This is a genomic window from Mesorhizobium sp. P160219 (assembly GCF_057786095.1).
Genome location: NZ_JBYNWG010000001.1, coordinates 4,354,134 through 4,367,064 on the forward strand (window position 1 = coordinate 4,354,134; position 12,931 = coordinate 4,367,064).

A 12,931-nucleotide genomic window follows, 5' to 3' on the forward strand; every position below is an offset into this window, starting at 1 on the left:
GGTGAAACGAAGACAAAGTGCCCTGCGTCGTCGGCTACGATCGCCGCTTCCTTTTCGGACGGGGCTGCGCAGCATCCGCGCCGGGTTCGCTCTGGGCATAGACCTGCAGCGTGTAGCCGATGTGAGCGGTCATCAGAGTTTTCGCACGTTCGACGTCGCGATCGAGGGCCGCTTCCATCAGGGCGGTATGGTGTTCGATCGCCACGGCGTCGCGCAGGGCCGCCACGGCCTTCCGGTGTCCATCCGTGCGGCCGGCGGCGGCGCGCAGCGTCGGGGCCAGACCCAGAAAGCGGTGATGGCGATGCAATTGGTCGGAAATCGTCGCATTGAACTGCTGCAGCCAGCTGGATGTCGCGGCACTGAGCAGGGCCGCATGGAAGGCATCGTGTTTTTCGTACCACGCGTCGACCGCATCATCCGATGGATCGTCGAGAACAGACCCGCACCGTGAGAGACGATAGTGGGCGGCAACGACCGCGTCTTCCCACTCACGGTCGCCTTTCTCGATCGATTCCACCAGCAGGGGCAGTTCGACCACCAGCCGCGCACGCGCCAGATCCTCGAGCTCCGCCCGAGAGACGGGAGCGACCGCAAACCCGCGGTTGCTGATGGCGGTCACAAGCCGTTCCGCCTCCAGCCGCGACAGCGCCTCGCGCAACGGCGTCCAGCCGATGCCGTAGGTGTTGCGCAACGTGCTCAGCTTCAACGGCGCGGCAGGCGCCAGCCGGGTCGCAAGAATATCGCGCCTGAGCAGGCGATAGGCCACTTCCGTCTTCGAGGTCTGCTCGTCATCCAGCATCGTGATCCATCAGTCATAAACGCTCGGCGGATCATTATATATCAAAGCCTTTCAATGGGTGAATTATATATAATGTTTGACAGTTCAAGGGCGACCACTCAAGATCGCCGGCATGTTTGGGCGGCAGGCTCCGCCGCGCGCGTTTGTCCATGGAGGGGCGCCGGATCATGAGCACGACACCCGATCTCGCTGCAATCGAAGCAATGGATGCCGCCGATCCGCTGCGCTCCATGCGTGAACGCTTTGTCTTGCCGCAAGGCGTAATTTATCTCGACGGCAATTCGCTGGGTGCCGCGTCACCAGCCGTCTTCAGCGAATTGCAGCAGGCCGCCACGCAGGAATGGGCGCACGACCTCATTCGCGCCTGGAACACCGCTGGCTGGTTCAACATGCCGGTGGAACTGGGAGATCAGCTCGGACGACTGATCGGCGCGGCTGACGGGCAGACGGTGGTCTGCGACACAACCTCGATCAACATCTACAAGCTGCTGCACGCCGCGCTCGGCATGCGGCCGGCTCGGTCGGCCATCGTTGCCGAGGGCGACAGTTTCCCGACCGACCTCTACATGGCCGAAGGCGTCGCCTCGACCCGGCCGGGAACGCGGCTGCGGCTGGAGGGCGTCGACGCGGCCGCAATCGAGGAGCTGATCGACGACAGCGTTGCCGTCATCCTGGTCAACCACGTAAACTACAAATCCGGCCAGTTGCGCGACATGGCGGCGCTGACGCGCAAGGCACATGACGCCGGCGCGCTGATCATCTGGGACCTCTGCCACACCGCCGGCGCCTTGCCGGTCGAACTCGACCGTGCCAATGCCGATTTCGCTGTCGGCTGCACCTACAAATACCTCAATGGCGGCCCGGGCTCGCCGGCCTTCATCTACGCGGCCGAGCGCCACCATGGTGATATCAGGCAGCCGCTCAGCGGCTGGTGGGGCCATGCGCGGCCCTTTGCCTTCGAGCAGGGCTTTGCCGTCGGCAGCGGCATCCGCCGCTTCCTGTGCGGAACGCAGCCGGTGCTGTCGATGCGGGCGCTCAAGGGCGCGCTCGATATCTGGAACGACGTCGACATGGCGGCGGTGCGCAGAAAAAGCATCGCACTGACCGACCTGTTTATCCAGCTCGTCGAAGCCAGATGCGGCGCCTACGGCCTTGAACTCGAAAGCCCGCGCGACGGCAGCCAGCGCGGCAGCCAGGTGTCGTTCCTCCACCCGCATGGCTACCAGGTGATGCGGGCGCTGATCGAGCGCGGCGTGATCGGCGATTTTCGGGCGCCGTCGACCATCCGTTTCGGCTTCACGCCGCTCTATGTCGGTTATGGCGATGTCTGGCAGGCGGTCGAAGCGCTGGAGGATATTTTGCGCACCGGCGCCTGGCAGGACGCCCGCTTCGCGGTGAAGACCGCGGTTACGTGAGAAACTAGAGCAATTTCAGGAAAAGTGTGAAGCGGTTTTCCGTCCGAAATTGCGTCAATCAAAGAGCTAGAGCATTTCGCCGTTTACGTTAAACGGTGAAATGCTCTAGAGCCGGGTGCGGACCGTCCAGAGCTCCGGAAACAGCACGACCTCCAGCATCTTCTTCAGATAGGAGGCGCCTGAGGTGCCGCCCGTGCCGCGCTTCAAGCCGATGATGCGCTCGACCGTGGTGACGTGGTTGAAGCGCCAGCGGCGGAAATAATCCTCGAAGTCGACCAGCTTCTCGGCCAGTTCGTAGAGCATCCAGTAGCGCTGCGGGTCGCGGTAGACGGTTTGCCAGGCAGCCAGCACTTCTTCGTTCTCGACGCGCGTCTCGCGCCAGTCCGTGCGACTGGCGTCGGCGCCGATGTCGAAGCCATTGCGCGCCAAAAGCAGAAGCGCCTCGTCATAGAGCGACGGCGTGGCCAGGATGGCTTCCAGCCTGTCCGTAAGGTCGGGCCGGTGCTTGTGCGGCCCGAGCATGGCAAGGTTGCGGTTGCCGGCCATGAACTCGATAGCGCGGTACTGCCACGACTGGAAGCCCGAGGATTGGCCGAGCGCGTCGCGAAACTCGGTGTATTCGCTTGGCGTCATCGTGCGCAGCACGTCCCAGGCATTGTTGAGCTGCTCGAAGATGCGCGCGACGCGAGACAGCATCTTGAAGCTCGGTTCGAGGCGGTCGGCGCGGATTGAGCGGATCGCGGCGCCGATCTCGTGCAAAGCGAGCTTCATCCACAATTCCGATGTCTGATGCTGGATGATGAACAGCATCTCGTCATGGGCCGAAGACAGCGGCGCCTGCGCATCGAGCACCTTGTCCAGCTGCAGATAGTCGCTGTAGGACATCCGCTCCTTGAACGACATCTGCGCGCCATCGGACGCCGGATCGTGCGGCTTAATCAATTGCTCTTCTCCGCGCGCAACCGGAATCGCTGGATCTTGCCGGTCTGGGTTTTGGGCAAGGCGTCGATGAACTTCACCGAACGCGGATATTTGTAGGGCGCGATCGTTGCCTTGACGTGGTCCTGCAGGCGTTTGACGGTCAATGCGTCCGGCGAAACACCTTGCACAAGCACGATATGCGCCTCGACGATCTGGCCGCGCTCGCGGTCCTCGGCGCCGGTCACCGCGCATTCGGCGACGTCGGGATGCGAGAGCAGCGCCGCTTCGACCTCGGGGCCGGCGATGTTGTAGCCGGCGCTGACGATCATGTCGTCGGAACGCGCGGCGAAGTGGAAGAAGCCATCCTCGTCCTGCGTGAACGTATCGCCGGTGAGGTTCCAGCCATCGCGGACATAGTCCTTTTGCCTGGCATCGGCCATGTAGCGGCAGCCGGTCGGGCCGCGCACCGCCAGCCGGCCGGTAGAGCCGCGCGGCAGCTCCCGCATCTCGTCATCGACGATGCGTGCCTGATAGCCGTCGACGGGTTTGCCGGTGGAGGCCGGCTTCATGTCGTCGAAGCGGTTGGAGATAAAGATATGCAGCATCTCGGTGGCGCCGATCCCATCGAGGATCGGCTTGCCGGTCTTCTGTGTCCATTCCTCGAAGACAGGCGCCGGCAGCGTCTCGCCCGCCGAAACCGCGACGCGCAGCGAGGACAAGTCAGCGCCTTCATCCATCGCCTTGAGCATGGCGCGATAGGCTGTCGGCGCGGTGAAGGAAATGGTCGCTTTGTAAGTCTCGATGATGTGGATCATGTTGGGTGGCGTCGCCTGTTCCAGCAGCGTCGCCGCGGCGCCGAAGCGCAGCGGGAAGATGGCGAGCCCGCCAAGACCGAAGGTGAAGGCAAGGGGCGGGGAGCCGACGAAGATGTCGTCGGGCGTCACCTCCAGGATTTCGCGGGCATAGGCGTCGGCGATGATCAGCAGGTCGCGATGGAAATGCATCGTCGCCTTCGGCACGCCGGTGGTGCCGGAGGTGAAGCCGAGCAGGGCGACATCGTCGCGGCCGGTGTTGACGGCAGTGAAGGTGACCGGCTTGTCGAGGGCGGCGCGGTCGAGTTCCGCGTCATGGTTGGCCGTGCCGTCGAAGCCAACGACCTGCTTGAGATACGCACTGCCCTTGGCGCAGGCGGTCATCTCGTCCATCAGCCTTGTATCGCAAAGCGCAACCGTGATTTCCGCCTTGTCGACGATCTTGGCGAGTTCGCCGGCGCGCAGCATCGGCATGGTGTTGACGACCACCGCGCCAACCTTGGTGGCGGCCAGCCAGCAGGCGACCATGGCCGGGTTGTTGGCCGAGCGGATCAGCACCCGGTTGCCCGGCTTGACGCCATAATTCTCGACCAGGGCATGGGCGAGCCTGTTGGTCCAGTCGGACAGTTCCTTGTAGGTGCGGCGGCGGCCATTGCCGATCAGCGCGGTGTGGTCGCCGAACCCTTTTTCGACCAGCCTGTCGGTCAATTCGACGCCGGCATTTATGTGGTCGGGATAGTCGAAGCCGTCGAGCAAAAACTCCGGCCATTGCTCCGGCGGCGGCAGGTTGTCGCGCGTGAATGTGTCGATATGCGCTGATGGCCCAAGCATTTTCGGCTGCCCCTGTCTGCCTCGCGCCCATGGCTGAACAAGGCGCAGGATCGCACCAGTCGAAATTTGTTTCAAGCCTAAAATGTTTTTAGATCGCAGGATTGACGCCGCCCTGTTCGGCGGCCATTCCTGTCGACTGAACTGAAGCCATCCGGGAGGGATGCAGATGCTCCAACATCGTGTTGCCGATTGGGACAATGCCTACGCCAACGGCGACAACATTGCCGGCAGCAATCGCTGGCCGGCCGCGTGGGACACACCGGCACAGGCTTTTCGCGACACAATGTCGGCGTCCGGTCGGGCCAAGCTCGACATCGACTATGGCGACAGCCCGCGCAACAGGCTCGATCTGTTCCTTCCCGATGTCATGCCCAAAGGGCTCGTCGTCTTCATCCATGGCGGTTACTGGAAGGCGTTCGACAACAAGCCATGGTCGCATCTGGCCAACGGCGCGGTTGCCAATGGCTTTGCCGTGGCAACGCCGACTTACACGCTTTGTCCCGACATACGCATTTCCGGCATCGTCAGGGAAATCGCGGCGGCGATCGGCAAGGCGGCGACGATGGTCGGCGGGCCGGTGATCCTGACCGGGCATTCCGCCGGCGGCCATCTCGCCTCCAGGATGGTGACGACAACGACGCCTCTGGCCGCCGATGTGGCCGGCCGCATACGCAATGTCGTCTCGATCTCCGGGGTTCATGATCTGCGGCCGATAATGCGGACGGGGATGAACGCGACACTGGCCATCGATGAAGCGGAAGCACTGGCCGAAAGCCCGGTTCTGCTGCGCCCCATGCAGGGCGCGCGCATCACCTGCTGGGCCGGCGGCGGCGAGCGGGCGGAGTTCCTGCGCCAGAATGCGCTGCTTGCCAACATCTGGATCGGCCTCGGCGCCACGACCAGCACAGTGGTCGAGCCGGACCGGCATCATTTCAGCATCGTCGACGGGCTTGCCGATCCGACACATCCGCTGACGCGGACATTGCTGGCGGAGTAACAACCAGTCTTATCTCTTGGAATTAACGGCTTGGATCCGCGACCTTCAGCGCAACATCAGAACGCTGCAAGCAGCGCCTGCTTCTGCCGCCGGAGCGAAGGGCTCGCGCACGATCAGGCCGTTGGCGTCGGCCAGCATTCTCAGCATCGAGGAATCCTGGATGCCGAACGGCGTCGCCACCAATGCGCCGGCTTCTTCCCGGACCACGGCGCGCACATAGTCTTGCCTTAGATCATTGGCCGGCATCGCGGCGCCAAGCTGAGCCTGGCGGATGTCCTGCCGGTGGGGACGGCCGCCGAGCTGCGCCAACAGCGGCTTCAGGAACAATTGCGAGCAGACCAGGCTCGCCACCGGATTGCCGGGCAGGCCGATGCACCTGATATCGCCCAGCCGCCCGAACATCAGCGGCTTGCCCGGGCGCATGCCTAGCTTCCAGACGTCGAGCTTCATGCCTTCGCCGGTCAGCACGTCATGGACGAGATCATGGTCGCCGACCGAGGCGCCGCCGAGCGTGACGATGACGTCGGCTTTCGCATCGACCGCCTTTTTCACCAGCGCCGCGATCGCTTCCTTGCGATCGGCCGCTATACCGAGATCGAGCGCGCGAGCGCCGACCGACTGCGCCACAGCAGCGACGCCATAGGCGTTGGACGAGATGATCTGGTCGGGGCCAGGTTCGCTGCCCGGTGGCAGCAATTCGTCGCCGGTGGCGATGATGGCGACCAGCGGCCGTTGCACCACGTTCAACCGGGGATGATTGGCCGACGCCGCGAGCGACAATGCAGCCGGATCGAGCACGCGGCCTTTCTCCAGCAGCACGTCGCCTTGGGCAAAATCCAGTCCAAGGCGGCGGATGTTGCGGTTCTTCGCCGTCGGTTCGGTGACCTCGATCCGGCCGCCGCCGAGATCGCGAACATTTTCCTGGATGACGATGGTGTCTGCGCCTTCAGGCAGCGGCGCGCCGGTGAAGATGCGCACGGCTTCCGCCTTGCCGACAGCGCCGTCAAAGCCGCGCCCTGCAGGCGCCGTGCCGATCACCGAAAGCCTCGCCGGGAGGGTCGCCACATCCTGCGCCCGTGCGGCATAGCCGTCCATGGCAGATGCATTGAAAGGCGGCTGGGTACGCAGCGCCACGACCGGCTCCGCCAGCACCCGGCCGGCCGCATCCGCCAGCGCGACGCGTTCACCGGGCAATGCCACAGCGCCGTCGAGGAGGCGTTGAAGCGCCTCGGCGACCGGAACCAGCGCCATTACGAACCCGCCCTGTAGTCGCCCGACTTGCCGCCGGTCTTTTCCACCAGCCTGATGCCGGAAATCACCATGGCGCGGTCGACCGCCTTGGCCATGTCGTAGATGGTCAGGCACGCCACCGACGCCGCGGTCAGCGCCTCCATCTCGACCCCGGTCTTGCCGGTGACGCGGGCAAGCGCGGTGACCCTAAGGCCGGGCAGCGTGGTGTCCGGTTCGATGTCGACCGACACCTTGGTCAAAAGCAGCGGATGGCAGAGCGGAATCAGCTCATGCGTCTTCTTGGCCGCCATGATGCCGGCAATGCGCGCGGTACCGAGCACATCGCCCTTCTTGGCGTCGCCGTCGAGGATCATCTTCAGGGTTTCGGCCCGCATCGAGACAAAGCCCTCGGCGACCGCCGTGCGCGTCGTCTCCGCCTTGTCGCCGACATCGACCATGTTGGCCTCGCCCTTGGCACCGAGATGGGTGAGGGCGGCTGCCATCCTCAGATGGCCTCGGCCTTCGCCTTGCCTGTCAAAAGCAGCCGCGTTGCCGCAGCGACATCCTCTTGCCGCATCAGGCTCTCGCCGACGAGGAAGGTGCTGATGCCGGTCTTTTGCATCCTGAAGCAATCGTCGTGGGTGAAAATTCCGCTCTCGCTGACCAGCAACCGGCCGCCCGGCACCATCGATGCCAGCCGTTCCGAGGTCTCGAGGCTGGTCTCGAATGTTCTGAGATTGCGGTTGTTGATGCCGATCAGCTGCGACGACAGTTTTACCGCGCGCTGCGTCTCGGCCTCGTCATGCACCTCGATCAGCGCGTCCATGCCGAGTTCGAACGCGGTCGCTTCCAATTCGCTCGCCAAGGCATCATCGACGCTGGCCATGATGATCAGGATGGCATCGGCGCCCCATGCGCGAGCCTCGTAGACCTGGTAAGGGTCGAACAGGAAATCCTTGCGCAGCGCGGGCAGGGACACTGCCTTCCGTGCATTGGTGAGAAATTCCGGCGCGCCCTGGAAGGATGGCGCATCGGTCAGCACCGAAAGACAGGCGGCACCGCCTTTCTCATAGGCCTGCGCCAGTGCGGGCGGGTCGAAATCGGCACGGATCAAGCCTTTGGAAGGGCTTGCCTTTTTGATCTCGGCGATCAGGCCGAAGCTGCCCGATCTGCGCTTCGCCTCAAGCGCCCTCAGAAAGCCACGCGGTGCGTCGGCATCCCTGGCTCGCGCCTTGATCTCGGCCAACGGTATCCGCGCCTTCGCCGCCGCGATCTCGTCGCGTTTGTAGGCCTCGATCTTGCGCAGAATGTCAGCCACGGCTCATCCGTTCGAAATCTCGACCAGCCTGTCGAGCACGCCCAGCGCCCGGCCGCTGTCGATGGCCTGTGTGGCCGCGGCCATGCCGTCGGCAAGCGTCGTCGCCTTGCCGGCTACCACCATGCCGGCGCCTGCATTCATCAGCACCGTATCGCGATAGGCCCCGGCAGCACCTCTCAGCATGTCGCGCAACGCCGTGGCATTGTAGGCGGCGTCGCCGCCGCGCAACTCGTCCTTGGTGTGGCGCTGCAGGCCGACGGCTTCCGGGGTGAGCGTGAAATGGCGGATCTCGCCGCCGGCGAGTTCCGCCACCTGCGTTTCGCCGGTGGTGGTGATTTCGTCATAGCCATCCCCATGGACCACCCAGGCATGCTCGGTGCCCAACGCCTTCAATGTCTCGGCCACCGGCACGATCCATTCCGGCAGGAACACGCCGACCATCTGTCTGCTGACGCCAGCCGGATTGGACAGCGGTCCGAGCAGGTTGAAGATGGTACGCGTGCCGAGCTCGACGCGGGTCGGGCCGACATGCTTCATCGCCGGGTGGTGCGCAGGTGCGAACATGAAGCCGACGCCGGCATCCTGGATGCAGCGGCCGATTACCTCTGGCGGGATATCGATCTTGACGCCGAGCGCGACCAGCACATCGGCAGCGCCCGTCAGCGACGACAGGCCCCGATTGCCGTGCTTGGCGACCGGCACGCCGCAGCCGGCAATGACGAAGGCCGAAGCGGTCGAGATGTTGACTGAATGCGAATTGTCGCCGCCGGTGCCGACGATGTCGATGGCGCCCTCAGGAGCTTCGACGCGCAGCATCTTGGCACGCATGGTGGCGACGGCGCCGGAAATCTCGCTCACCGTCTCGCCGCGCACACGCAAGGCCATCAGGAAGCCGCCGATCTGGCCCGGCGTCGCGTCGCCAGACATGATGATGTCGAAAGCTTCGCGCGCTTCCTCGAAGGTAAGCCCGGTTCCCGTGGCGACCTTGGCGATATGGGTCTTTAGGGCGCTCATTGGGCCAAGACGTTCATTGGGCTAGGGCCTTCATTGGGCGAGGGCTTGGGCAACGGCGGCCTGGTCGACGCTGACGGCGTACTGCGTCTGCAACTGCGCCACCAACTGGTCGAGCAGATCGTCGGACATGCCTTGCGTGAAGGATTTTTGCGCATCGTCGGGTACCGAGCTGGCGTCGGCTCCGGCCGGCTCGAACACTTCGGCGACCTTGAACAGGATCTGGCCGTCGCCGGTGGGCGAGGGGATCAGCCCGGTGCCGCCTTCGCCGACGCCGAACATCGCAGCAGCACCCTCCTTGCCGAAATCGACATCGTCGGCCTCGCGCTTGACGCCGCGCTTGGTCTGCTTTTCAAGCTTCAGTTCGCCGGCGATGACGTCGAGTGTGGTGCCAGCCTTGAGGCGCTTGTCGAGTTCGTCTGCTTTCGCGGTCAGCCGCTTGGTCGTTTCCTCTGTCGTCCAGTCCGCCACCACGCGCTGGCGGACTTCGTCCAGCGTGCGGTCGCGAGCCGGCGTGATCGATGTCAGTTCATAGAACACGAAGCCGTTGTTAGGCGTGGTCAGGGCTTGATTCTCGGTGTTGGGCTCGGCTTCGAACACCGCCTTGATCAGGTCCGGCGATGCCGGCAGGTCCTTGATGATGGTGCCGTCCGGCTTGAGGCCGGTGCGGTCTATGGCCTCGACGGTGACGTCCTTGAGCTTCAGTTTGGCGGCGGCTTCGGCCAGCGTGCTGCCGGCGGCGCGGGTGTCTTCGTAATTGTCGTGCACGTCGAGCAGGATGCGGCTTGCTTCGCCAAGCGCCAGATCCTTGCGGATCTGGTCTGACACTTCCGCCAGCGGCTTCACCGTTTCCGGTTTGATCTCGGTAACGCGCAAAAGCACCGGACCGAACGCGCCCTGGACGACCGGGCTGACTTCGTTGACGGCAAGCGCGAATGCGGCATCGGCGACCGCCTTGTCGGTGATCTTGTCCTTGGAGAGCGTGCCGAGCAGCGTGTCGGCCGGGGTCTTGCCCTGCGCGGTGACGATCTTGTCGAAAGTGGCGCCCGTCTTCAGCGAATCGGATGCCGCCTTGGCGGCGTCCGCGGAAGGAAACACCAGCTGTTCGATGGTGCGCATTTCCGGCGTGGTGTAGCGGCCCTTGTTCTTGTTGTAGTCGTCGCTGACCTGCTGGTCGGTCACGGCGCCGACATCCATGATGTCTTCGGGCTCGAGCCGGACATAGGAGAATTTGCGGTATTCTGGCGCCGCGTAGGTTTTCTTTTTGGCGTCGAAATAAGCCTGAAGCACGCTGTCGGATGGCGCCTCGATGGGCTCCACCAACGCCTTTGGCAAAATCAGATAGTCGATGGTGCGGTCTTCGCCCCGATAGAGCGCAACTGCCTTGAAGAAGGTGTCCGGAGCCTTGAGGCCGTCCGAAACCGCTTCGACGATCTGCTGGCGCACCGCCACCTGAGCCCGGTTCTTCAGATAATCATCCGGCCGCATTCCCAGTTCGCGCAGGCGGGATTCGAACAGCCGGCGGTCGAACTGGCCATTCGGGCCCTGGAAGGCGGGTTCCTGCCGCGTCAGTTCGGCCAGCCTGTCCTTGGAGAAGCCAAGCCCGAGCTTGCGCGCCTGTTCGTCGAGGACGGCGCCGGACACCAACTGAGCCAGCACCTGGTTGTCGATGCCATAGGCCTTGGCCTGGTCGCGGCTGATGCGCTGGCCGATCTGCTGCTGCAGCATGGCGATCTGGCGATCGTAGGCGAGGCGGTACTCGGTGATCGACACGGTGGTGCTGCCGGCGGTGATCACCGCATGATGGCCAGCCAGGAAGCCGCCCGTCATCCGCGTGGTGACGCCCCAGGCAAGGAAACTCAACACCAGCAGCGACAGCAGGGCTTTCGCGACCCAGGTCCCTGCCGCGCTTCTCAATATACCAAGCATTGTTACTTCCGATTTTTGCGCAGTTTTGCGTGCGCCCGAGTCTGAAACAAGCGCAATAGCGCCCTTCCGGCTCACTGTCGATTGCTTTGTGGCCTGATTTTGATAGGGAGGGCGAGACCCCAATGTCGCCCGGAGAACCAGATCCCCATGACGCCAGGAATTCGACCGCTCGTTGCCGGCAACTGGAAAATGAACGGCACCAGCGCTTCGCTGAACGAGCTCAGGATGATCGGCAACGGCTTCATGAGCGGGCTCGACGCAGAGACCGAAGCATTGGTCTGCGTGCCGGCGACCTTGCTGTCGCGCGCCGTCGAAATCCTGTCGCGCACGCCGGTGCGGGCCGGTGGCGAGGACTGCCACATCAAGGAAAGCGGCGCCTTCACCGGCTGTGTCTCAGCCGAGATGCTGAAGGATGCGGGCGCCAGCCACGTCATTGTCGGCCATTCCGAGTGCCGCGAACAGCGCAGCGAGGACGATGCCATCGTCCTCGCCAAGGCCTCGGCGGCGTGGCGGGCAGGGCTCGTCGCCATTATCTGCATCGGCGAGACCAAGGCGGAGCGCGAAGCGGGCACAGCACTCGACGTGTTGTCGCGGCAGGTCGCCGGCTCGGTGCCACCGAGCGCAACGCCCACCAACACCGTTATCGCCTACGAGCCGGTATGGGCTATCGGCACCGGCCTGACGCCGACCGCCGAAGACGTGGCGGAGGCGCACGCACATATCCGCCAAAAACTGGCGGAAGCGCTCGGCGCAGTCGTGGCCGGCAAGATGCGCATTCTCTATGGCGGCTCGGTCAAGGCGTCCAACGCAGTCGAACTGCTGGGCGTCAAAAACGTCGATGGCGCGCTGGTTGGCGGCGCCAGCCTGAAGGCGTCCGACTTTCTCGCCATCGCCGAGGCATACCAGAATATCGCGTAGGCCCCGGAATTTCGGTCATCGACTTATGAACGCAGCAGTTCGGCGGAAATCGTTGCAAAGGGCGCATTGCTTCCCATATTCCGGCCACGGGCTTGGAAATGCCGTTAAAGCATTGTATGGAGCCGCCTCCAAATCACCGGCCCTGATCGCCAGAAAGCGGCAGGGCTTGCCAGGATAAAATATGGAAACCGTACTGATCGTCATCCACCTCATGGTCGTGCTCGCCCTTGTCGGCGTCGTGCTGCTGCAACGCTCCGAAGGCGGTGGTCTCGGCATTGGCGGCGGTTCCGGTTTCATGACCGCGCGTGGCGCCGCCAATGCGCTGACGCGGGCGACGGCGATCCTGGCCGCGGCCTTCTTCGTGACGTCGCTGACACTCTCGATCGTTGCCCGCTATGGCGAAAAACCGATCGACATTCTCGACCGCGTGCCGGCCGACAGCGGCAACGGCGTGCTCAATCAGTTGCCCGGCACGACGGCGCCGACGCCGCCTTCGGGCAACACCGCACCGGCCGCGCCCGCGGCCAACGGCGCCGCCACGACGCCGCCCGCGACGGCTCCCGCCACCACAGCCCCGGCGACGGCTCCATCTCCGGCGACGCCACCTGCAACCGATTCGGCTGCGCCGCCGGCTACCAATGGCGTTACCTTGCCGGTCACGCCGCAGGTTCCGAACCAGTAGTCGGTACGGTCAGATGCCGCGATCTGTTGTTGTTTCAACACAGTCGCGGCAAATGGCACACGATCACG

The 12,931-nt window shown here is 64.1% G+C and carries 12 protein-coding genes; 4 read left to right on the top strand and 8 right to left on the bottom strand.

Features of this window, described 5'->3' with window-relative positions; translation table 11 throughout:
• Nucleotides 1-34 precede the first annotated feature (34 nt).
• Complete coding sequence (locus AC3EMP_RS21085; RefSeq protein WP_352711934.1) at nt 35-799, bottom strand: GntR family transcriptional regulator; 765 nt, start codon at nt 797-799, stop codon at nt 35-37.
• Nucleotides 800-966: 167 nt separating this feature from the next.
• Here AC3EMP_RS21085 and kynU point away from each other — a divergent pair, with 167 nt between their 5' ends.
• Nucleotides 967-2,214: a kynureninase gene (kynU, locus tag AC3EMP_RS21090; RefSeq protein WP_352711932.1), complete on the top strand. Its 1,248-nt coding sequence runs from the start codon at nt 967-969 to the stop codon at nt 2,212-2,214.
• A gap of 105 nt (nt 2,215-2,319) precedes the next feature.
• Here the strand turns inward: kynU and kynA are convergent, their stop codons facing one another.
• Both kynA and AC3EMP_RS21100 read right to left on the bottom strand, forming a co-directional pair.
• Nucleotides 2,320-3,156 (bottom strand): tryptophan 2,3-dioxygenase, encoded by an 837-nt coding sequence (kynA, locus tag AC3EMP_RS21095; RefSeq protein WP_027049448.1) that lies wholly within the window; start codon nt 3,154-3,156, stop codon nt 2,320-2,322.
• On the bottom strand, nt 3,153-4,778 hold the full coding sequence (locus AC3EMP_RS21100; RefSeq protein WP_027049447.1) for an AMP-binding protein: 1,626 nt from the start codon (nt 4,776-4,778) through the stop codon (nt 3,153-3,155). Before AC3EMP_RS21100 ends, kynA begins: the two co-directional genes overlap by 4 nt.
• A 283-nt stretch (nt 4,779-5,061) precedes the next feature.
• Here AC3EMP_RS21100 and AC3EMP_RS21105 point away from each other — a divergent pair, with 283 nt between their 5' ends.
• On the top strand, nt 5,062-5,775 hold the full coding sequence (locus tag AC3EMP_RS21105) for an alpha/beta hydrolase (RefSeq protein WP_488494737.1): 714 nt from the start codon (nt 5,062-5,064) through the stop codon (nt 5,773-5,775).
• Between the two features lie 45 nt (nt 5,776-5,820).
• On the opposite strand, the gene AC3EMP_RS21110 is transcribed toward AC3EMP_RS21105, so the two are convergent.
• From AC3EMP_RS21110 to AC3EMP_RS21130, 5 genes are read right to left on the bottom strand one after another with little or no spacing between them, the layout of a single operon-like run.
• The gene (locus AC3EMP_RS21110) at nt 5,821-7,026 is read right to left on the bottom strand and encodes a molybdopterin molybdotransferase MoeA (RefSeq protein ID WP_027049445.1); all 1,206 of its coding nucleotides are present in this window, start codon (nt 7,024-7,026) and stop codon (nt 5,821-5,823) included.
• Complete coding sequence (gene moaC, locus AC3EMP_RS21115) at nt 7,026-7,508, bottom strand: cyclic pyranopterin monophosphate synthase MoaC (RefSeq protein ID WP_023726639.1); 483 nt, start codon at nt 7,506-7,508, stop codon at nt 7,026-7,028. Before moaC ends, AC3EMP_RS21110 begins: the two co-directional genes overlap by 1 nt.
• Before the next feature lie 2 nt (nt 7,509-7,510).
• Complete coding sequence (gene trpC / locus AC3EMP_RS21120) at nt 7,511-8,323, bottom strand: indole-3-glycerol phosphate synthase TrpC (protein ID WP_027049444.1); 813 nt, start codon at nt 8,321-8,323, stop codon at nt 7,511-7,513.
• 3 nt (nt 8,324-8,326) lie between these two features.
• Entirely contained in the window at nt 8,327-9,337 is a 1,011-nt protein-coding gene (gene trpD / locus AC3EMP_RS21125) for an anthranilate phosphoribosyltransferase (protein ID WP_027049443.1), read from the bottom strand.
• Nucleotides 9,338-9,367: 30 nt separating this feature from the next.
• Complete coding sequence (locus AC3EMP_RS21130; protein WP_352711926.1) at nt 9,368-11,263, bottom strand: peptidylprolyl isomerase; 1,896 nt, start codon at nt 11,261-11,263, stop codon at nt 9,368-9,370.
• Nucleotides 11,264-11,410: 147 nt separating this feature from the next.
• Here AC3EMP_RS21130 and tpiA point away from each other — a divergent pair, with 147 nt between their 5' ends.
• Nucleotides 11,411-12,181: a triose-phosphate isomerase gene (gene tpiA / locus AC3EMP_RS21135; RefSeq protein ID WP_027049441.1), complete on the top strand. Its 771-nt coding sequence runs from the start codon at nt 11,411-11,413 to the stop codon at nt 12,179-12,181.
• Between the two features lie 181 nt (nt 12,182-12,362).
• Nucleotides 12,363-12,863: a preprotein translocase subunit SecG gene (secG, locus tag AC3EMP_RS21140; RefSeq protein WP_023688558.1), complete on the top strand. Its 501-nt coding sequence runs from the start codon at nt 12,363-12,365 to the stop codon at nt 12,861-12,863.
• The last annotated feature ends 68 nt before the right edge of the window (nt 12,864-12,931 follow it).

Bases quoted from the DNA above. Each gene is read 5' to 3' on its own strand.
- AC3EMP_RS21100 (WP_027049447.1), bottom strand. From the start codon at position 4,778: ATGCTTGGGCCATCAGCGCATATCGACACATTCACGCGCGACAACCTG.
- secG (WP_023688558.1), top strand. From the start codon at position 12,363: ATGGAAACCGTACTGATCGTCATCCACCTCATGGTCGTGCTCGCCCTT.
- trpD (WP_027049443.1), bottom strand. From the start codon at position 9,337: ATGAGCGCCCTAAAGACCCATATCGCCAAGGTCGCCACGGGAACCGGG.
- AC3EMP_RS21105 (WP_488494737.1), top strand. From the start codon at position 5,062: ATGTCGGCGTCCGGTCGGGCCAAGCTCGACATCGACTATGGCGACAGC.
- AC3EMP_RS21130 (WP_352711926.1), bottom strand. From the start codon at position 11,263: ATGCTTGGTATATTGAGAAGCGCGGCAGGGACCTGGGTCGCGAAAGCC.
- tpiA (WP_027049441.1), top strand. From the start codon at position 11,411: ATGACGCCAGGAATTCGACCGCTCGTTGCCGGCAACTGGAAAATGAAC.
- AC3EMP_RS21110 (WP_027049445.1), bottom strand. From the start codon at position 7,026: ATGGCGCTGGTTCCGGTCGCCGAGGCGCTTCAACGCCTCCTCGACGGC.
- kynU (WP_352711932.1), top strand. From the start codon at position 967: ATGAGCACGACACCCGATCTCGCTGCAATCGAAGCAATGGATGCCGCC.
- moaC (WP_023726639.1), bottom strand. From the start codon at position 7,508: ATGGCAGCCGCCCTCACCCATCTCGGTGCCAAGGGCGAGGCCAACATG.
- AC3EMP_RS21085 (WP_352711934.1), bottom strand. From the start codon at position 799: ATGCTGGATGACGAGCAGACCTCGAAGACGGAAGTGGCCTATCGCCTG.